Consider the following 19,286-nt stretch of genomic DNA (forward strand, 5'->3'; position numbering starts at 1 on the left):
GTTATCCTTACATATTTAAGTCTGGCTGGTTGGGCGAATCTGCGGCCTCGGCGGGCTCTGGTGCTGGGATGATGAGGCCGAAGATTGATCCCAGGCCGACGGTAGATTCGACGAAGGCTCGGCCGCCGTGGGCTTCCCCGATTGCTTGGACGATGGACAGTCCTAGGCCGGCACCGTCGGGGCGGTGGGTGCCGCCGGCGTTGGTGCCGCGGGCGAATCGGCTGAATAAGGCGGCGCGTTGTTCTTCGGGGATGCCGGGGCCGTGGTCGCGGACCCAGATCCGCAGAACTCGGTCGGGGCCGGTGCCGACGAATTCGGATGCTAAGTCGATGGGGCCGTCGCTGTAGCGCAGGGCGTTGCCGTAGAGTTCGAGGATGGCTTCGGTCACGCGTTGCTCGTCGAGGGTGACGGTGCCTTCGGCGACGTCGACAAGCCGGAGTCGGTCGCTGATGGTTTGGCCTTTGTCCTCAATGTCGATGGTCAGTTCGGCAACATCGACATCGGTGGGGTGGAGGAAGTCGCCGGCGTCGGCAACGGCGAGGGTGAGCAGATCGTTGACCATTCGCGCCATCCGGTCGAGTTCTGCGGTGGCCAGCTCGATGGAGCGGGTGCGTTCGGTTGGGCTGGAGCATTCCAGCAGTTCGAGTTGCCCCCGGACGACGGTAATTGGGGTGCGCAGCTCGTGGCCGGCATCGTCGACGAATTTCCGCTGTTCCTCGTAGGCTGTTTCGAGGCGGTCGAGCATTGCGTTGAAGGTAGCGGCGAGCTGGGCGATTTCGTCCTTGCCGCTGACGGGCACGCGCCGGGTCAGGTCAGAGTTGCTTATCGACGCCGCCACTTCCCGCACCTTGCGCACCGGTGCAAGGATTTGCCCCGCAATGAGCCAGGCGATAAGCACTGACGTTGCCAGCCCACCGAGAGCCAGCAGGGAGAGGGTGCGGATTTCGGCGGCGACGGCGGCTCGCCCTTCGGCGGTGAAAAACGCCACGGCGAACAGCGACGGTGCCTGTTCTGGGGCGGCGGTGATATCGATGCGGCCCCAGTGTGCCGGGCCTCGCTCGGAATCGTGAAAGACTCCGGCGACGTCCGGGGAGGTGAGGATCTCCCTCACCAGGGGATCATCCGGGTTCATCGGCTCCGGGTGGGAACCGCTCAGTGCCGATAGATCCATCTGGATGAGCTGGCCGTTGCTAAATCCGATGAAGGATTCGGTGCGTTCCGGGATTTGGCGCGAAAGGTAGACCTCGATCAGCCGGTTCGCGGAGGTGAATGGTTGGGCTGTTTCCGGGTCGGTGCCGCCGGCAGCGAAGCGACGAAACTCCTCGATCTCTTGCTCGACGGCAGCATTCGCCCCATCGGTGACTTGCGATAACAACACTGTGCGTGAAATGACGACAACGCTGGTCAACGCCACGAGGACCACAGCGGTGATCCACATGACGATGCGCCAGCGCAGGGAGGCACGTCTATTAGTCGTCATCCCAGTCATCGTCGTCGTCGTCCCAGTCGTCGTAGTTCTGGTAGTTCAGTTGCGGCTGCGGTGCCGGGGCGGGAGCGGGAGCGGGAGCGGGTGCGGGTGCGGGGGCAGGTACTGGCGCAATCGTTGGAGCCTGCTGACGGGCAGGTTCTCGCGTCGCGTCCCGAGCTGGCCCCGTGGCGCCCGGGTTATTTGCTGTGTTGTTGTCGGGGTTATTTCCGGGGTTGTTTGCTGGGCTGTTTGCTGGGCCGGTTGCTGAGCTGGTTTCGGTGCTAGTTCCGGCACCAGCAGACGGCTCGGCCGAGGGATCCCCGACGGTGACAGTGGCATTGGCCGGGCTGATGTTCGGGGACTGGATGTTGCTGGCCAGCGCGACCCCGGCGATGACGACCAGGCCCAAGAGGGCAAGGACTGCCAGCAAAGGAGCGAATCGACGGCCATTGGACACAAGCTGTGACATTTTTTACCTTTCTGCGGTTGGGGTGTCACCAACTAGTCTGAGTCCGCGAGGTGAAGCTGCCGTGAAGTGGAAATGAGGAAGTCTTCATCTAACTCTCAGTCTCGGTCGTTGTTTCCCCGGTTGAATGCCTAGTATCGCAGCATTTTCAGGCTGCTGCAGGCGTTATTGACTATGGTTCCGGCACGCAGTGCGTCTTAGGCGGTCTTGAACTGGTTGCGCACAGTGTCCTCCCGCCGGCCGGAGACGGCGCAGCCCAGCATGAGAAGGCGGATGGTGCGCTCGGCGGCGTCGATAAGCAGCTGCCGGCCGTCACGGACGGCATCCTCGAGCGCCATGGGAACCGTCATGATGGAAGCGATGGCGCCGATGCCCACCTCGTGAACCTGCGGGGCGCCCTTGCCCAGGGAACCGGCCAAGGCGAGGACGGGCACCCCATTTGCTTGGGCACGCCGGGCGATTTCGGCGGGGACTTTGCCGCGCGGGGTTTGGAAATCGATCGCCCCTTCGGCAGTGATGATCAAATCCGCGCTGGCAACCAGGTCGTCGAGGTCGGCGGGGCAGGGCAGATCACCGAGGAGGACATCGAAACGATCACGCGCCGTCGCGCCCAAGGCCATAAGGCCAGCCCCCAACCCGCCGCTGGCGCCTGATCCGGCCCCGAGGTGCAGGTCAGCGGCGGGCGAGAAAGTCTCATCCAAGAGATCCGCCCAATGCTCCAACGCCTTGGCCAAAGTTTTGACCTGCTTTCTCGTTGCGCCCTTCTGTGGGCCAAAAACCTGCGCTACACCCGCAGATCCAGTGAGCACGTTGTGGATGTTGCACGCCAGGGTGATCTCAACCTCGGCCAGCCGAGGGTGAAGGCCCGACGTATCGATGCGTGCCGCCCGGGCCAGTTCAGCCCCGCCCGCACCGATTTCGGCACCTTGGTCGTCCAGGATCCGGGCACCGAGCGCCGCCAGGGCGCCGGAGCCGCCATCGGAGGTACCTGAGTCGCCACAGCCGACGATAATGCGCTCCACTCCGCGGTCAAGGATGGCGGCGATGAGCTCACCGACCCCGCGGGTGGTCGTGGCGGTAGGGTCTCGCAGATCACGCGGCACCAGGCTTAACCCTGCGGCCGAGGCCATTTCCAAAACGGCAACGGAGCTTTCGGGAAACTCCAGCCACGTCGCTGTGACCTTCTTGCCCACCGGCCCGGTGACTTTGGCGGTGTGGGTGATCGCGCCGGGGCGTTGGGCCAGAATCTCCACTGTTCCTTCGCCTCCGTCGGGCACGGGGTAGAGGTCGACGCGTACACCGGGAAGGACGCGGCGCACACCCGCGGCGATGGATTCGGCGACGTCGACTGCTGAGAGCGACTCTTTGAAACCGGAAGGGGAAACGAGGATGCGTTCGGGTAGGTACATGGTCATGATGTTCTCCTTTGAAAGGTCAGAGGGTTAGAGGTAGAGGGGAAGGCCGAGTAACGGCCAGATGAAAAATGCAAACGCGGCAGTGACCGCAAAATGCATCGGCGCCAACAGCGCGGACATCCGCATCAGATCGGAGGTGCGGTAGTGCGGTGGCGAATCCGGATCATCATTTCCTTGGAAGATGGCCAGCGGCTTCGCCGAAGCCGGCAGTGTGTGACAGAAACCGGCCGCCGCAGTGGAGATAAATGCCGCGGCCACGGGGTTGACTCCCACGGTGGGGGCGATGGCGATGACGATGGGCACGAGCACTGCCGAGCGCGCCGACCGGGACTGGATGACCAGGTGGGCCGCAGTCGAGAGGACGATGACGGCCAGCACAAATACCCACCCCGACAGGTCAGCGGGCAGCCACCTGGTAAGCAGGGCCGCCGCCCCTGATTTGGTCAGTGCCTGACTGATCGCGATTGTTGCCGTCATAAACAACAACAGCGACCACGGCACCTTCTTCACTGTGGATCCGAGATCCTCGGTGCCCAGGTAGGGGGAGGTGATCAAGAGCGCCCCCAGCACAGCCACCATCGCTGGCGGGATGCCGTGGACGTTTTCGGTAAACCACAACACGACCGCCACACCGAGGATGAGCACGGCGCGGTATTCGCTGGAGCTCAGCCGCGCGGACAAAGGGGCACCTTGGGTCAGCGCCTCGCGGGTGATGTCCAGTTCGCTGCGCCGCTGGGTTGAGGTGGACAGGGCGCAGAAGATGATTTCCGACGCCACATGGGAAGACACCAAAGCCAACGGCAGTCCGAGGATCATCCAGCGGGTGAAGCTAAAGCCGCTCATGCCCGCCCCCGTGAGGATCTGGTCGGTGATCAGGTGCGCGCCCGCGCCGATGAGTGAGGCCACTGCCGAAAACAGCACGACCGACGGCAGCGCAAGCGCCAGAACCCGCGACAGCCAGGCCGGCACGACCGCAGTAAGTGCGACAAACACCGGCAGAACCAGCGCAGCCCGGCCACTCGTCGCGGGCACAGCGAACGCCGTGCACACCACAGACAAGGTGAGCAAGTGCACGAGCACCCGCGGCGAGGTAACCCCCACGCTGAGCGCTACTGCCGCCCGCACTGCGAGGCCCGAGGAGGTAACCGCAGAGGCGATGATGAACGCGCCGATGAGAAGCCACACTGTTTCGTCGCCAAGCGGGGCGAACAAGTCGTCCACGTCGATGACGCCGATGAGCACAATGACGCTGGCAGCGCCAAGGGCCACGTAGGTGTCTGAAACTTTGGAAAACACCCACAGCCACACCGCCGCCGCGAACACCACGAGGGTGGCGCGGGCATCTGGGGTGACCTGCTCTGGCAGGGGAACCAGCCACAACACCACGATGAGTGCTGCCAAAATGCTGCGAATGATCTGCGTGATCGTGAGGGTGCGCAAATCCGGCAGGCTGGCTCGCGGCGGCGGAGGCACATGCAGCGACGGGGGAGGGGTAGTGGCAACCCGGTAGGCCGGGCCGTACATGAGCTGACTCATGACTGCACCTCCCCATCCACGGAAACCGGCAGGTCAAGGCCGGTAATGGTGCCTAAACCGCGGGTTGACTGCGCCCAAGCTTTGCCGCCGTGGGCGTCGGCAACTGCCCGCAGCAGCGCTAAACCAGCCTGGTTGCCTTCTGGGTAGGCGGTATTCGGATGCCAATCCAAAAGCTGATCGAGCCGCGCGGATTCACAGCCGACACCACTTTCGCGTACCCACAGCGACAAAACACCGTCATTTAACTCGGCGCCGAGCTCCACGGGCGTCGATAGTTGCGCGCAAAACCGCGCCGCCTCGCTCATCGCCAAGATGACGGAGTCCAGGTTCAACGTCACCGGGGTTGTGTCGTTGGTGTTGCTGACCAAAGCCACCGGCAGGCCGTTGGCACGCAGCTGCTTTTCGACGTCACGTCCCACCGACTCCGCAGGCACCGTCACCGCCGTGTCCGAGGGACGCGAACCTACGGTCAGCGAAGACAGCGTCGTTACCGTCGCCAGTATCCTGGCGCCTTCCTCAGCCTCGGCGTGCAGTGCAGCATCGCCTGTTTCGGCAGCGCTTTGACGGACCCGGTCGAGCCAAGCACGGGTCTGAGATTCAAGGCGGGCAAGGATACCCTGGTAGGCGTCATCAGCGACGTCGATACGCTCCAGCAACGTGTTAAACGTCCGCGCCAGGTCGGCGGTATCGGCGTCCCCGTGCTCCGGCACCGGCACCCGTTGGCCGCGATGCCGCGAGTTTAAGCCCGCGGCTGCCGTGCGCACCTGGCGCACCGGGTCCAACAAGCTGCCGGCCACGAACCAGGCCAACCCCGCAGCCAACAGCAGCGCACCCACGCTGATGATGGAGATTACGCGCAGATTAGCCGCTACCCCATCCCGGCCCGTATCGGTAAACCGAGCTGCCAGCAGCGCCGTGTCTGTGCCTTCCACTGTCACCGTCGCCCAGTGCACCGGACCCAGATCCGGATGTTCGAAAACTCCAGACGGGGAGCGGCTTTCCAAAGCGGTGGTGACCAGCGGTTCACCCGCTTGCAAGGGCCGCGGGCTGTTCGCCATCTGAATCAACTGGCCCCCTACGACACCGACGAGCGCCTCGTCGGGCCCAGGAATTTGGCGGGCCAGATACACCTCCAGCAAACGTTGTGGAGACTCGAACGGGGCCGATGTTTCCGGGTCACGTCCCTCAGCGGCGAACGTGGCAAACTCCTCCGTCTCCTGAACGACGTCCTCATTAGCGTGCTCGATAACACCCGTGAGCAGCACGGTGCGCGTAGTCAGGATGAGCACCACAAGCGTCAGCGCCACCAACGCGAGAAACCACGTAACTATGCGTTTGCGGAAGGAACCGAAAGCCGTATGCCGGCCCGGGGAAGATACAATTTCTTGAACCATGCCATCCATCATCAAAGCCGACAGTGAAGCCCACATGAGACAGAGATGAGGGACTTTTCATGCACGAAAATATCCAGCGCACCCCTGGAAAAAGCGCCGGCAAAAAGCAACCGCTACCTCGGGTTTTATGCCCGGAGACTATCCCGGAAAAAAGATCGCAGCTCGATGGTGGTTGACTACACTCAACTGCTTGAGCTACCTAGCGCCGCCCGCCTAAAAGCGGCGCTGGTCGAGGAAACTCAACACCGCAGCGGTCTTGGCCCTCACCTTTTGACATCCGCATTGACCCCACGCCCCGAAAGGCTCAACCGGGATTATCGCGGCCGACTCGCCACACCTGGAGGTTTCATACACCCGCTCAGGCACCAGCGACGAGCTGGCGCCCAAGACCGCCAGACCTCCCGCACAGTCGAAGGGACAGATACACCACTTACCAGGTTGTGACCCCTTGCGGTGTGCGGGTCGTGAGAGGTGCTTGCCTTGCCGCCTGGACAGAGATGGCTGGGCAGCCGCATGAGCTGGGCGTTTCGTTTTTCAACGTCGTTGAGGTCTGTGCATCGCGGTTATATGTCTGTAGGTGGTCTGGGTTTTCTCCGCTTTGCACACGGCTACTACATCCACTGTGGGCCGACGCGGGTGGTGATGCCCATGGGTTCGATGTGGACGACTGTTTCGGCGGCGCCGAGTGTGCGGGCGATGCCTTCTTCAACCAGGTCGGCGTAGTCGTGGGAGTGGTCAACACTCCACTCGCCGGGTACCTGCATGACGATATTGACTAGGCGGTCGCGTCCGAAAGCAACGGTGCGCACGGAAGTAAAGTCGACGCCTTTGGCGGCGGCGAAATCGGTGAGGAAGGTGTCGATGGCGGACAGTTCGTCGTCGGGAAGCGCTTGGGATAGAAGGCCCTGAATGGACTTTCTAAGCAGACGGTAGCCAGTGAAAATGATGTTGATTCCCACTGCTAGGGCGATGATCGGGTCGAGGATTTCCCAGCCGGTTGCAGTGACTAACGCAATGCCAGCAAGCACCCCCACGGTGGTCCATACGTCGGTAAGCAGGTGCCGCCCGTCCGCGTCGAGGGCAGCGGAGCGGTAGCGTTGGCCTGCGCGGATCAGCACCATGCCAACAAGCAAATTAAGCAGCGTCGCAACAACGGACAGCGCGAGGCCAATGGAGACTTGCTCGATAGGTTGCGGGTGGATAAGGCGATCAATCGCTGTGTAGATGATCGCGATGGCGGCGACCAGGATCATGGTTCCTTCAACCTGGGCGGAAAAGTACTCGGCTTTGGCGTGGCCGAAGTGGTGGTTGTCGTCGGCGGGTTTCGCAGCGACTTTCAAGGCCCACAGTCCCACAGCGGCGGCGACGAGGTTGATGACGGACTCGATGGCGTCGGAAAGCAGACCAACTGAGCCGGTGATGGCAGCGGCGACGAGCTTCAAAGAGATTGTCGCAAGGGATACGACAATGGCCAGCCACATGAATCTTTCGAGCAGCTTCTGCTCGCGCTCCACATGGGGAGGGGTCGGTATCGGGACCGATCCTAAAGTAGGCATCATCAACCTTTCGCCGAAGGAAGCAGCATCACAAAGCGACAACAATACTAAGGGGATTTTCTGCAAGGCCGTTGAATCATCACCAGTGCGGGCGCTGTGAGAGAAAAGATGGAAAAGAGCTGATGGCGCTTACAGGCATCCGCAGTTAAAGCAGCTCAAGTACAGCTTCGGCCACGCCCGCCGCACTCATCGGGTTCTGGCCGGTGACCAGGAAGTCATCGACAATGACGTGCTTAGACATGGGCATCCGTGCTGCGCTGAACTTTCCAGCCTGCTGGGTGAGTTTTTCTTCCAGGCTAAAGGGCACCTCTAAACTGCGGCGGGCCAGCTTTTCTTCCGCCCACGTGTAGCCGGTGACGCTGCGCCCGTCGAGGAGGTGGGTGCCGTCGGCCAGTGGGACGTCGAGAAGCCCGGCGGGGCCGTGGCAGACCGCAGAGATGATCTTGCCTGCGGTGGCGAAGTGGGCAAGGGCCGCCTTGAGCGCTTCATCCTCAAAGTCGAACATGGTGCCGTGCCCGCCGACGAGGTAGATCCCGCCGTAGTCCTGCAGCGGCACCGTGGCTAGCGCCGGGGTGGTATCGAGGGTGTCCATGAAGCCCGCATCCTCGTAACGCTTGTTCGCGCCGCCAGCGAAAATGAACGGCGCGGACAGACTCATCGGGTCCAGCGGCACCACACCGCCGACGATACTGGCTAAATCAACCTCGTGACCGGCGCGGGTGACAACGTTGTAAAAGCTGGTGTATTCGCCAAACCACATGCCGGTGCGGTGCCCGGAGACGTGGTAGCGGTGTGTGGATGTTGCTACGGCGAGAAACTTCATCGTTCCAAATCTACGCCGTGCTCGTTGGTGCCGCCGGGCAGACTGCTCAATGTCAGGCCAAGCTTTGCGGCTGCACCGGAAAACCTCTCCACGAAGCGTTCGGAGCGCACCCCGGAGGCGCAGTAGACCAGCACATTTTGCGCTGGTTTGTCGCGCAGGTCGCGCAGGAGCCTCTCCCCGCTCCCCGGCTGTTGCTCCCACTGGGAGGTGGGCAAAAGCTCGCCCGGGCGGTGCAGGTCCTGCAATGCTTTCTCGTGGATCTCGCGCACGTCGATTAAAGCGTCGGCGGTGTCGATAAGCTGCCTGCCCCAAGTCTTTCCGCGGCACGCCGGCGTGCCGTAAAAACCCAAGGAAGTCACTGGCGGGCGCGCCGGGTCGGGTGTGACCGTGAAATGGGAGATCCGGGTGGTTAAAGCGTCATAGATGTGCAGCTTGCCCGGCTGCGAATCACCTAGACCGGTGAGGTGTTTGACCACCTCGGTGGCCATCAGTCCGCCGACAACGGAAGTGGTCACCCCCAAAACTCCGGCGGTGGCGCAGTCCGGCACCGCGTCCGCCGCGGGCTGGTCGGGGTAGAGATCGCGCATCCCGGCACCATCTACGGGCGCGCCGGGCCCGGACCACCATAAGGCGACATCGCCCCGGTAGCGCAGAACCGAACCCCAAACAAGGGGGGTGCCGGTGATCTCGGCGGCGTCGGCGGCGAGATATTTGGTGGAGAAAGTATCGGAGCCGTCGACCAGCACGTCCACGCCGCGCAGCATTGCTAGGGCGTTGTCGGCCGTCAGCCGGGCGCGCAGGGCATTGATGGTGATGCCTGGCTGTAAGCCCGCCAGCCTTTCGGCTGTGACGTCAACTTTGGGGCGGCCGACATCGGCGGCGGTGAACAGGATCTGGCGGTGAATGTTAGTCAAGGAGACAACATCGTCATCGATCACTGTGATCGTGCCGACCCCCATCGCCGCCAGGGATTGCATCACCGGGCACCCGAGGCCGCCAGCCCCGATGACGAACACATGAGCGCCGTACAATTTCTCCTGCTGTTTTAGGCCAAAGCCAGGCAGGTTCATGTGGCGGGCGGTGCGACGAAGCTCATCGTGAGGCAAAAGGGTGCGCTGCGGGCTCATGGCTCCACATTAGGTCACCTCCGCAAAGTGAAGGACCGGCGTGAAACTGAGATTTCTGTGATGCCGCTGCGATCTCCCCACAAAGACCTGTCACGTGCTTTTCAAAGACCGTGTGCCGGTTTGGATCAGGCGAACCGCTGATGTTTTGCATATGCAGGAACTTGTGAATCTGGGCGCTGACCCACGTAGGGTAGGGCCACATGCCTTCCAATGAATCAGAAAATAAGACAGGCACGAGGAACGGATTGCAGACCGACCCGTTGATCTTTTTTACCTCCGTCGGCTTCATCGCACTGTTCGTTGCGGTGACGGTCGCCTTCGGGGATCGCGCCCGCCGCGCTTACGCCGCGGTTTCCGCTGTGCTGATGGACAATTTGTCTTGGCTCTACATCGGCGGGGTTTCCACGATTTTTGTTTTCCTTGTCATCATTTTTGTGTCCAAGTACGGAAATTTAAAGCTTGGGGAGGACGACGCCGAGCCCGAATACTCGCTGTGGGTGTGGTTCGCCATGCTTTTTGCTGCAGGCATGGGAGCCACCTTGTTGTTTTGGGGTGCGGCTGAGCCTTTGCACCACGCCTTTAGCCCGCCGCGCGGTGATTTCGAGCCGATGAGCCGCGACGCGGTTACGCAGGCTTTCGAGTTCACCTACTATCACTTCGGTGTACACATGTGGGTAATTTTTACCCTGCCGGGGCTGGTCATGGGCTACTTCAGTTATAAACGCAAGATGCCGGCGCGGATGTCCTCTCTGTTTTCACCCCTTCTAGGCAAGTATGTCTACGAATGGCCGGGCAAGCTTCTCGACGCCCTCGGCATCATCGGCACCATCTTCGGCATCGGCGTTTCCGTCGGCCTGGGCGTTTTGCAGATTTCGGCGGGCATGAACATTATGTGGGGCGTGCCTCTGATCGCGCCGGTGCAGGTGGCCATCATCTGCTTCATCACGGTCGCAGCCTGCCTGTCAGTAGCAACCGGTTTGGACAAGGGCATCAAGATTTTGTCCAACTTCAACATTGGTGCCACGGTGGTGCTGATGGTCTTTATCCTCGTGGCCGGGCCCACGTTGGCCCTCGTTGGGCAGATCACCGAGTCCTTCGGCATTTATGCCAACTCACTGCCCGAGCTGATGTTTTGGGTGGACTCTTACAACGATAACCCAGGCTGGCACGCCACCTGGACCGCCTTCTACTGGGCGTGGACAATTTGTTGGGCGCCGTTCGTCGGCATGTTTTTCGCTCGTATTTCCAAAGGGCGCAGTGTGCGCGCTTTCATCGGCGGCACCATTTTATTGCCGACAGTTTTCGACCTGATCTGGTTTTCCATTTTCGGGCGCGCCGCCACCGAGATAGAGGCGCAGAACCCGGGAGTGCTGACGGGGCCGGTTGTTGAAGACGGTGACACTCCGCAGGCCCTGTTTACTTTGCTGTCGCAGTACCCGCTGTACGCGGCGATGGGCACCTTGGCTTTGGTGGTGATCACCTTCTACTTCGTTACCTCCATGGATTCTGCCGCGATGGTGATGGATATGTTCGCCTCCGGTGAGGAAAGCAAAACCCCGGCGGTTTACCGGGTTGGTTGGGTCGTGGCCATCGGTGTGGTCACGGCAGCGTTGCTGTTCATCAACGACACGGGCATTGAGGCATTGCAGCAAGTGGTCATCATTATTGCGTTGCCGTTTTTCTTCACCTACTTCATTATGATGTACTCGCTGATCAAGGCGATGAACGATGATTCGGCGGCGCGCCCGCCGGTGCGGACCCGGCAGTGGGAAAAAACCGACAGCGCCGAGAAGCTTGAGGAGGCAGAAAACCGCCCCGCGCCGGGTTATGACGCTGAGGGCAACGAGGTTCAGCGCCCCGAGTTGATCTACGACGATGAGGTCGGTGGCTGGCGTCTGAGTGAGCCTTTGCTTTCCGACGTCTCTACAAAACCTGATCGGCCCAACTGACTAGGCCGTCAAAGCTTGACGAGGCCACCGCGTGCTCCCGCCGCGGAATCCGGCCCGCCCCGGCTGCCAACGCCCCGGCCTCGACAGCCAAACGCATAGCCTGGGCCATCGCCACCGGATCCTGGGAGCGGTTGACCGCGCTGGCCAATAAAACCCCGTCGCAGCCAAGTTCCATGGCTAGGGCCGCGTCGGAGGCGGTGCCCACTCCGGCGTCGATCAGAATTGGCACTTCGGCCCGCGCACAGATCAGCTCGATGTTGTGCGGGTTGAGAATACCCAAACCGGTGCCGATGGGAGCGCCCAAAGGCATCACGGCTGCCGCCCCGGCATCCTCCAGACGCTTCGCAGCTACTGGGTCGTCGGAAGTGTAGGCCATAACGGTGAAGTTGTCGTCGACAAGCATCTCCACCGCATCAAGAGTTTCGACCACATCGGGCAAAAGGGTACGGTCATCCGCAATGACCTCCAATTTGACCCAGTTCGTGCCCAGCGCCTCACGCGCCAGCTTCGCGGTAATTACCGCGTCGCGTGCCGTGCGGCAGCCTGCCGTGTTAGGCAACGGCGCCACCCCCAAGCGCTGCAACAGCTCAAAGATGGATTCGCCGGCACCGGTCGTGGCCGCATGGCGACGCATCGCCACCGTGGTCAGTTCGGTGCCGGAGGCCACCAACGCCTTTTCCAGCATGTCCTGCGAACTGGCGCCGCCAGTGCCCATGATCAGACGTGAGCTGAACTCTTTATTTGCGATGCGCAGCATAGCCCTCTAACCTCCCTGCACCGCAGTGAGGATGTCCACGTGAGCGCCCTCGGCAAGCTCGGTGGTGCCCCACGCTGAGCGGGGAACCACCTCTCCGTCGACGGCAACAGCAGTGCCAGCGCCAGGCGCTTCACCCAACACCTCCACGGTGAGTTCTTCCACGGTGCGCGCCTCAATGGTGCGCGCAGCGGCGTTGACAAAAATGTTCATTGCGTTCTCCTGTCGGTGGCGTGGCGTTCGGGGGCGCACGCCGAAAGGTCGATGGACGGGGTGCGGTTTTCCACCAGCTCCGCGCCGCAGCGCGCGGCCAGCGAGGCAAGAAGGATGCCGTGGCGGAAGTAGCCGCTGGAGACGACCACCCGCTCGCTGATCCGCCCCAAATAGGGCAGATCGTCCGGGGTGCCGGGGCGGGCGCCGGCGGTGGCCTCCACAAAGTCGCAGTCTTCCACGCCGGGAACAATCTCAATGGCGTCGCGCAGCAGTTGATGTACTCCGCTGACCTGCGGATCTGGGCGGTCGTCCTCGCGGCTTGTCGCCCCCAACGTGAGAGTGCGGTCTGCGCGGGGGATCAAATAAATCGGCCGGTTTTCCACGAAGCCACGCACCACGTGGTTGATGAGCGGGTACTGGTGCTGCGGCACCCACAGTTGCACAACATCGCCGTAGACCGGCCGCAGATCCAGCAACCCGCCAGTTAACTCGCGCGCACCGAGGCCAGCGCACACAATGACCTGGTCGGCGTCGACCGCGTCGAGGTCAGTGACCCTTTCTTCGATGAAGTCCACACCGGCGCTTTCGCAGGCGCGGTAAAGCGCGCGGGTGAACAGGCGCGGCTGGACTTGGTGGTCACCTTCAATGCGCACAGCCCCGGCCAGCGCTGGGGACAACGCCGGCTCCAGCTTTCGGGCCGCGCGGGTGGTGAGCTGTTCAACCTGCATTCCATGGGCGTGCTGGTAGGCGCGCAACTGTTCTAGGTGCGTGCGGTCGGCGCGGTCGCGGGCAACAACCAAGGTTCCCTCGGTGCGGTAGCCGGTAGGCGCGTGTGTGTACTTTTCTGTTAACCGGATCAGCTCCGGATACCAGGCGGCGGCCTGGGCCATCAGCGGAAACAGAGGCTCTTGTTTATAAACCACCTCCGCTGTGGGCGCCAGCATCCCGCCCGCGTGGTGGGAGGCACCGGACAGTGGGGCGAAGTCAAAAACCTTCACGTTGTGGCCGCGGTGCGCCAAGGTCAAAGCCGTAGCTAGCCCAATGATGCCGGCGCCGATGACGGCAACGCTGCGTTTAGTCATCTCGTTTCCAGCCTATTTCTGGACAGGGCGCCGCAGCCTCATGCGGCGGTGCGCAACACCGGCGTCGAGGAACTCCTCGCCTTCCGCGACGAAGCCGTATTTGTTGTAGTAGCCGACTAGACCAGACTGAGCGTCGATAAGCAAGTCGCCGTCCCAGCGCCGGGTGAAGTCTATGCAACCAAGAACAATCTCGCGGCCCAGGCCCGTGCCGCGCGCCTGGGCCGCGACAACGAAACGGCCGAAACGGGAGCCGGTGGAAGTGGGAAACACCCGCGCGCAGCCAAGCAGTCGGCCATTGGTGTCGCGGGCGAGCACGTGGAAAGTGTCCGGCTGGATGTCAATGTCATCCAGCTCGTTGTAGGGGCATTGCTGCTCGGCAACGAAGACGTCGACGCGGAGGCGGAAAAGCTCGAAGGCTTCGCGGGAGGTCATCTCGTCTAAGTGGAGGAAATCAATCATGTCTTATGTGCGGTTTAGGTAGCCGGCGCGGATCTGGCTGTGGCGCAGCAGGGCTGCGGCTATAGCCACACCGGAAAGTACGAAGAAAGGAAGGGAAGGGCCAACGCGCGGCTCCAGCCACTGCATTAGCGGCGGCAGCCCAAAGCCAATATATGTGGCGCAGTAGTACGCACCCAGGATACGGCCGCGGTGTGAAGGTGGGGAGTAGGCGTTGACGTCAAGCAGCCCGTCACGCAGACACAGGCCGTAGGCGGTGCCCAACATCAGCGTTGCCACCACGAAGGCGGGCAACGGCGGGGCAGCGCCTGCCACCGCCACCAGCAGAAAGCCGGCGGCGGCGAAGCAGATACCCACCACCCCGGCGCGCGGGCCCCAGGCGAAGCGGCGCCCGAGGGCCTGCACGATCAGGCCCGCACCGAAACCGAGCACGGCCGCCACACCAGGCAAAAACACCCCGGTGGAAAAATAGTGCGCAACACGGGCAGACAGCCCGATCAGCGAGGTAGTGATGGCGGCAAAGACCCACATCGCCACCGGGACTGAAGTGGCCAGGGCCTTTGCTGGCGAGGCGGTGGTGTCAACACTCGGGCCGGGGTTAGCGTTGTCGATGATGCGGGGCTCATCCCCGGCGTGAAGAGAAAACCCCATCGCGGCCAAAGAGGCGGCGATGGTGAGCACGAAAGGTGTCCACAGCGGGGCGAAGACCATCTCCGCCACACCAGAGATCACCGGCCCAGAGGCGAAACCGGCAGTGAGCACGATGCCAGCGACGGTGGCTCCGGCCGCCCCACGCAGGCGTGTTGCCCAAGCGGTTCCGGCGCTGACGACGAGGCCTACGCCCAGGCCGACGACGAGGCGGCCAGCCAAAAGTCCAAGGGTGCCGTGGTCGAGCATGAGGACGAGGTTTCCAACCACAGCGATTGCGCTGCCTGTCATAGCCACCGGGCGTCCGCCGTAGCGGTCTGCGAGAGCGCCTCCGGCCAGCAGACAAGGAAGCAGCCCCACCGCGTAGATGCCGTAGGCGCCGTTGACTAAAAGAGCCGACAAATGCAGCTTTTCGCGCAGCACCACAAGGACGGAGGCGAAGTGATTCGCCGCCCACCCCGCGGTGAACAGGAAGGCGACAACGCTTGCGAACACCTTGTTTTTCATGGGCTCTATTTAACCGTGTGCGCCGCGGTCGAACTCGGAAACCACCATTTCGACGTAGGTGCGAGGGTCAGCGGCGTGCATGATCCCGCGCACGATGGCGAGCCCGTCAACCCCCACGCGTGCCAGCTCATAGGCGTCGTCGACGGTCACGTCACCGATGGCAACAACTGGCACTTTGGAGGCTTCGACCAGCGCGGGGTATCCCGCCAGGCCGATTGGTGGCCGACCCGAATCCTTCGTCGGGGTGGCGCGGAATGGTCCAGCGCCTATGTAATCGACGAGATCTGCAACGTCATTGGCCTTTTGCACCAGATCGAGGGTGCCAGTGGTCAAACCGATCACGGCGTCGCCGCCGAGCAACTCGCGTGCCACGCGCACATCCAAGTCGTTTTGGCCCAGGTGTACGCCTGCCACCCCATAGTCGCGCAAAGCGAGGGCGACGTCGACGCGGTCGTCGATAAGCACCCGCGTGGATGGGTTGGCCTCGCCCACAGCGAGGGCGATTGTGCGGCCGAGGGCATAAAGCTCACGCGCCTCGATCGGTTTGCTGCGCACCTGGATCACCCCGGCGCCGCCGAGCGAGGCGAGACGGGCACGCTCAACAACATCAGGACCTGCCCCGGTGACGAAGTAGCAGCGCAAATCGAGGGTCACTTGCTGGGATCCTTTGCCAGGTAGACCTTCGAGCCGAGGTTGCGGAACTGATCCGCCATCTGCTGTTCCCCCTGCGCGCGCTGCACAGCAGGGATTCCCAAAGCGGCGACGAGGTCCGACTGGTCTTCGGCGAGCGCTTGGTCAAGGTGGTCGCCGAACTCGTCACGGATGTCCTGGCTGATGCGCATAGAGCAAAACTTCGGCCCGCACATGGAACAAAAGTGCGCTGTTTTGGCTGGCTCGGCTGGCAGCGTCTCGTCGTGGTAAGCCTGCGCGGTGTCCGGGTCAAGCGACAAGGCAAACTGGTCGTGCCAGCGGAACTCGAAGCGGGCCTTGCTCATCGCGTCATCCCACTGTTGGGCGCCCGGGTGGCCCTTCGCCACGTCGGCGGCGTGCGCAGCGAGTTTGTAGGTAATCACGCCGGTTTTCACGTCGTCCTTGTTAGGCAAACCGAGGTGTTCCTTCGGGGTGACATAACACAGCATGGCGGTGCCCCCGGCGGCGATGTTGGCCGCGCCGATGGCGGAGGTGATGTGGTCGTAGCCGGGAGCGATGTCAGTAACTAAAGGGCCGAGCGTGTAGAAGGGGGCGCCGCCGCACCACTCGTTTTCCTTGTCGTTGTTTAGCTGGATCTTGTCCAAAGGCACATGCCCTGGGCCCTCAATCATGACTTGGACGTCGTAGTCCCAGGCACGCTTGCACAGTTCACCAATGGTTTTAAGCTCAGCAAATTGGGCGGTGTCGTTGGCGTCGGCGATGGATCCGGGGCGCAGGCCGTCGCCCAGTGAGAAGGCGACATCATAGGCGGCGAAGATCTCACATAGCTCATCGAAGTTTTCGTAAAGGAAGGACTCCTTGTGGTGCGCCAGGCACCAGCCGGCCATGATGGAGCCGCCGCGGGAGACGATGCCGGTGACACGTTGAGAAGTCAGCGGCACGAAAGGCAGGCGCACACCGGCGTGGACCGTCATGTAGTCGACTCCCTGCTCGGCCTGCTCGATGACCGTGTCGCGGAAAATCTCCCAGGTTAATTCCTCGGCCACACCATTGACTTTCTCCAGCGCCTGGTAGATAGGTACGGTGCCGATGGGAACCGGCGAGTTACGCAGGATCCACTCACGGGTGGTGTGAATGTCGTTACCGGTGGACAGATCCATGACTGTATCGGCGCCCCACCGGGTGGCCCAGCGCAGTTTGTCCACTTCCTCACGGATCGACGAGGTCACCGCCGAGTTGCCAATGTTGGCGTTGATTTTGGTGAGAAACTGATTGCCGATGATCATCGGCTCGCTCTCAGGATGGTTGACGTTGTTCGGGATAATAGCGCGGCCGGAGGCGAGGGCTTCGCGGACTTTCTCCACATCGCAGTGCTCGCGAAGGGCCACAAACTCCATCTCCCGGGTCACGACACCGTTGCGGGCGTAGTGCATTTGGGTAACGCGCGTGCCGGGGCGGGCACGCAGGGGAGCGCGGGTAGTGCCGCGCCATTTTTCGCTGGGGGCGCCGCGCTTGGCGGCGCGGGGGCCGTCGTCAAGCAAACTGTGTTTGCGGCCTTGATACTCCTCGACGTCGCCGCGGCCAACGATCCACTCACCTCGCAGGTTGGGCAGGCCCTCCTCCGGCTGCGCGTAGGGCCCGCGCGTGCGGTAAATTTTCAGTGGCTTGTTCGCTCCCGTGGGTGAATCATCCAGGTCGATCGCTGTTTCTGGAACTTCGAGGCCGTGGGCTCGCAGTGGATCGTAGCGGTGCTTGGGGTGAATTTCAGACGCATAGATATCCAAGGCAGTCTCCTTCAACTTCCTTCGCTGGTACTAACCAGACAGGTTCAGACGGTGCCCGCGCAAGCATCAGCGCAGTCTCAGCCCCTTGCTGTGGGGCTCCCGTGTTCGGACGTGCCCCTTAGGTTAACGCTTTGTTGTGCGGTGCGCTGACATAAGGCTCCAGGCGCTTCGTGGGCCCGTAGGACAAACGGCGGTGAAGCTGCTCGAAGGGGCCCTGACGGCCGGCCGCTTCGAGGACGGAAGCGAGGATGAGGGTAATCAACCAAACAACGACGGCTACAGCGGTGCGCTCAGTGATCGTGGCGGTAACGCCGATGCCTAAGGTAAACGGCATGCACAACAGGATAAACAGGACGGACTGCATAAGGTAGCCGCTCATGGAGCGCTTGCCTAGGGCAAGGAAGGGGTAGGTCCAGGCAGGTGCCGGCTGTCCGGCGTTAATGCGGCGCTGTAGCGGGGCGCTGGCGAGGGCGAGGGCGGCGAGGATGCCGGGCCCAGTCAACAGGCCGACGCCGGTGTTGCTCACGTAGAAGGGCAACTCAAAGGCGGGGTCGATGATTTGCAGCGCGGCGAGCGCGAGAGGGATGCCGCTGGCAGCAATGGCGACGGCGGCGATGACCGTCCACGTCACCAGGGTGCGGCGGTGCTTGTCGACGTCCACCAAAACCCCTTCCCGGGCCCACACGTAGCCCAACAGCACTAGCCCACCGAGGGAAAACAGTGCTATGGGGAGGTTGAGTAAGGCACTTTGCGCAGCGCGGGCGTTTTCCGCCAGGTAGAGAGCCGGTGTAGCGAGTTCCTCTGTGGGTGTTGCCCAGGGCAGGTCGGAGGGGTCAAAGAGCAAGTAGAGGACAACGGCGTTTAAAACCATAAAGGTTGCGGAAAGGGCGAGCGCGCTGTAGGCGATGATGCGCAGGGTTTTGGTTTTTTGCGTCAGCATCAGTGCCATGGCTACCCCGAGGAAGCCGTAGGTGGTCATGATGTCGCCGTAGAAAAACACCAAGGCATGTACGAGCCCGAATAGGGCTAAGAAGCCGTAGCGCCGGGCGAGGACCTTCCGGGCTTTGGCGGCGGGATAGTTTTTGCTGTGGAGGTTGGCGGCGACAATACCGAAGCCGAATCCCAGCAAGGTGGAAAACATGGGCAGTCCGCGGACGTGGACGAACAGCGCCGCGAAGACTGCGGTAGCTGAGTCGATTGCGCTGCCGGTGTCGATGCCTCCCAGTGACCAACCGGGGGCTGAGTTTGAGTCGAACATCCAGGCCTGTGTTGCATTTGCGGTGGCGATGCCAAGCAGCGCGAGGCCGCGGGCGAGGTCGGCGACGATGAGACGGGGGCGCTGTCCCGAAGTGGTATTCACCCTCATCACACTAACAACACGAAGCGGGCGCTGTGGCAACAATTCTTGGTGCGGAAAGACACGCGGGAAAGACACGCGGGGGAGACACGCGGGGGCG

The 19,286-nt window shown here is 62.4% G+C and carries 17 protein-coding genes and 1 riboswitch; of the genes, 1 reads left to right on the plus strand and 16 read right to left on the minus strand.

What is annotated here, in order from left to right:
- Window positions 1-7 precede the first annotated feature (7 nt).
- From VLL26_RS00655 to VLL26_RS00690, 8 genes are all read right to left on the minus strand, one after another.
- Complete coding sequence (locus VLL26_RS00655) at window positions 8-1,480, minus strand: sensor histidine kinase (protein ID WP_342319227.1); 1,473 nt, start codon at window positions 1,478-1,480, stop codon at window positions 8-10.
- Window positions 1,470-1,937, minus strand: coding sequence for a hypothetical protein (locus VLL26_RS00660; protein WP_342319228.1), 468 nt, complete (start codon window positions 1,935-1,937; stop codon window positions 1,470-1,472). Before VLL26_RS00660 ends, VLL26_RS00655 begins: the two co-directional genes overlap by 11 nt.
- Before the next feature lie 194 nt (window positions 1,938-2,131).
- Window positions 2,132-3,349 carry a glycerate kinase gene (locus VLL26_RS00665; RefSeq protein WP_342319229.1) on the minus strand — a complete coding sequence of 406 codons (1,218 nt, stop codon included), beginning with the start codon at window positions 3,347-3,349 and terminating at the stop codon, window positions 2,132-2,134.
- Between the two features lie 27 nt (window positions 3,350-3,376).
- Window positions 3,377-4,885 carry an SLC13 family permease gene (locus tag VLL26_RS00670; RefSeq protein ID WP_342319230.1) on the minus strand — a complete coding sequence of 503 codons (1,509 nt, stop codon included), beginning with the start codon at window positions 4,883-4,885 and terminating at the stop codon, window positions 3,377-3,379.
- A complete protein-coding gene (locus VLL26_RS00675; RefSeq protein ID WP_342319231.1) occupies window positions 4,882-6,279 on the minus strand; it encodes a hypothetical protein in 1,398 nt (465 codons plus the stop codon). Before VLL26_RS00675 ends, VLL26_RS00670 begins: the two co-directional genes overlap by 4 nt.
- Before the next feature lie 611 nt (window positions 6,280-6,890).
- Window positions 6,891-7,760 (minus strand): cation diffusion facilitator family transporter, encoded by an 870-nt coding sequence (locus tag VLL26_RS00680; protein ID WP_342319232.1) that lies wholly within the window; start codon window positions 7,758-7,760, stop codon window positions 6,891-6,893.
- Window positions 7,761-7,980: 220 nt separating this feature from the next.
- Window positions 7,981-8,658: a type 1 glutamine amidotransferase domain-containing protein gene (locus VLL26_RS00685; protein WP_342319233.1), complete on the minus strand. Its 678-nt coding sequence runs from the start codon at window positions 8,656-8,658 to the stop codon at window positions 7,981-7,983.
- Window positions 8,655-9,785, minus strand: coding sequence for a ThiF family adenylyltransferase (locus tag VLL26_RS00690; protein ID WP_342319234.1), 1,131 nt, complete (start codon window positions 9,783-9,785; stop codon window positions 8,655-8,657). Before VLL26_RS00690 ends, VLL26_RS00685 begins: the two co-directional genes overlap by 4 nt.
- A 200-nt stretch (window positions 9,786-9,985) precedes the next feature.
- Between VLL26_RS00690 and VLL26_RS00695 the strand changes: the two genes are divergently transcribed.
- The gene (locus VLL26_RS00695) at window positions 9,986-11,734 is read left to right on the plus strand and encodes a BCCT family transporter (protein WP_342319235.1); all 1,749 of its coding nucleotides are present in this window, start codon (window positions 9,986-9,988) and stop codon (window positions 11,732-11,734) included.
- On the opposite strand, the gene VLL26_RS00700 is transcribed toward VLL26_RS00695, so the two are convergent.
- The 8 genes from VLL26_RS00700 to VLL26_RS00735 form a co-directional block, all read right to left on the minus strand.
- On the minus strand, window positions 11,709-12,491 hold the full coding sequence (locus VLL26_RS00700; protein ID WP_342319236.1) for a thiazole synthase: 783 nt from the start codon (window positions 12,489-12,491) through the stop codon (window positions 11,709-11,711). The two genes, VLL26_RS00695 and VLL26_RS00700, sit on opposite strands and share 26 nt — an antisense overlap.
- 6 nt (window positions 12,492-12,497) lie before the next feature.
- A complete protein-coding gene (gene thiS, locus VLL26_RS00705; protein WP_342319237.1) occupies window positions 12,498-12,701 on the minus strand; it encodes a sulfur carrier protein ThiS in 204 nt (67 codons plus the stop codon).
- Entirely contained in the window at window positions 12,698-13,783 is a 1,086-nt protein-coding gene (thiO, locus tag VLL26_RS00710; RefSeq protein ID WP_342319238.1) for a glycine oxidase ThiO, read from the minus strand. Before thiO ends, thiS begins: the two co-directional genes overlap by 4 nt.
- 12 nt (window positions 13,784-13,795) lie before the next feature.
- Window positions 13,796-14,242, minus strand: a complete 447-nt coding sequence (locus VLL26_RS00715) for a GNAT family N-acetyltransferase (RefSeq protein ID WP_342319239.1) — start codon at window positions 14,240-14,242, stop codon at window positions 13,796-13,798.
- Between the two features lie 3 nt (window positions 14,243-14,245).
- A complete protein-coding gene (locus VLL26_RS00720; RefSeq protein WP_342319240.1) occupies window positions 14,246-15,394 on the minus strand; it encodes an MFS transporter in 1,149 nt (382 codons plus the stop codon).
- Between the two features lie 9 nt (window positions 15,395-15,403).
- On the minus strand, window positions 15,404-16,048 hold the full coding sequence (locus tag VLL26_RS00725; RefSeq protein ID WP_342319241.1) for a thiamine phosphate synthase: 645 nt from the start codon (window positions 16,046-16,048) through the stop codon (window positions 15,404-15,406).
- Window positions 16,045-17,829, minus strand: coding sequence for a phosphomethylpyrimidine synthase ThiC (gene thiC, locus VLL26_RS00730; protein WP_342319242.1), 1,785 nt, complete (start codon window positions 17,827-17,829; stop codon window positions 16,045-16,047). The genes VLL26_RS00725 and thiC overlap by 4 nt, the downstream gene beginning before the upstream one ends.
- Window positions 17,829-17,942: riboswitch (TPP riboswitch) on the minus strand. It overlaps the preceding gene by 1 nt.
- 5 nt (window positions 17,943-17,947) lie before the next feature.
- On the minus strand, window positions 17,948-19,189 hold the full coding sequence (locus tag VLL26_RS00735; protein ID WP_342319243.1) for a DUF418 domain-containing protein: 1,242 nt from the start codon (window positions 19,187-19,189) through the stop codon (window positions 17,948-17,950).
- Between the last annotated feature and the right edge of the window lie 97 nt (window positions 19,190-19,286).

The organism is Corynebacterium sp. BD556, from assembly GCF_038452275.1.
In the GTDB taxonomy this organism is placed as follows: Bacteria; Actinomycetota; Actinomycetes; order Mycobacteriales; family Mycobacteriaceae; genus Corynebacterium; species Corynebacterium mayonis.

What these genes read in the sequence shown, in the direction of transcription:
- thiO (WP_342319238.1), bottom strand. Translation starts at nt 13,783, where the DNA reads ATGACTAAACGCAGCGTTGCCGTCATCGGCGCCGGCATCATTGGGCTA.
- VLL26_RS00695 (WP_342319235.1), top strand. Translation starts at nt 9,986, where the DNA reads ATGCCTTCCAATGAATCAGAAAATAAGACAGGCACGAGGAACGGATTG.
- VLL26_RS00720 (WP_342319240.1), bottom strand. Translation starts at nt 15,394, where the DNA reads ATGAAAAACAAGGTGTTCGCAAGCGTTGTCGCCTTCCTGTTCACCGCG.
- VLL26_RS00715 (WP_342319239.1), bottom strand. Translation starts at nt 14,242, where the DNA reads ATGATTGATTTCCTCCACTTAGACGAGATGACCTCCCGCGAAGCCTTC.
- VLL26_RS00665 (WP_342319229.1), bottom strand. Translation starts at nt 3,349, where the DNA reads ATGACCATGTACCTACCCGAACGCATCCTCGTTTCCCCTTCCGGTTTC.
- VLL26_RS00690 (WP_342319234.1), bottom strand. Translation starts at nt 9,785, where the DNA reads ATGAGCCCGCAGCGCACCCTTTTGCCTCACGATGAGCTTCGTCGCACC.
- thiS (WP_342319237.1), bottom strand. Translation starts at nt 12,701, where the DNA reads ATGAACATTTTTGTCAACGCCGCTGCGCGCACCATTGAGGCGCGCACC.
- VLL26_RS00675 (WP_342319231.1), bottom strand. Translation starts at nt 6,279, where the DNA reads ATGGTTCAAGAAATTGTATCTTCCCCGGGCCGGCATACGGCTTTCGGT.
- VLL26_RS00680 (WP_342319232.1), bottom strand. Translation starts at nt 7,760, where the DNA reads ATGTGGCTGGCCATTGTCGTATCCCTTGCGACAATCTCTTTGAAGCTC.
- VLL26_RS00660 (WP_342319228.1), bottom strand. Translation starts at nt 1,937, where the DNA reads ATGTCACAGCTTGTGTCCAATGGCCGTCGATTCGCTCCTTTGCTGGCA.
- VLL26_RS00670 (WP_342319230.1), bottom strand. Translation starts at nt 4,885, where the DNA reads ATGAGTCAGCTCATGTACGGCCCGGCCTACCGGGTTGCCACTACCCCT.
- VLL26_RS00700 (WP_342319236.1), bottom strand. Translation starts at nt 12,491, where the DNA reads ATGCTGCGCATCGCAAATAAAGAGTTCAGCTCACGTCTGATCATGGGC.
- VLL26_RS00655 (WP_342319227.1), bottom strand. Translation starts at nt 1,480, where the DNA reads ATGACGACTAATAGACGTGCCTCCCTGCGCTGGCGCATCGTCATGTGG.
- VLL26_RS00685 (WP_342319233.1), bottom strand. Translation starts at nt 8,658, where the DNA reads ATGAAGTTTCTCGCCGTAGCAACATCCACACACCGCTACCACGTCTCC.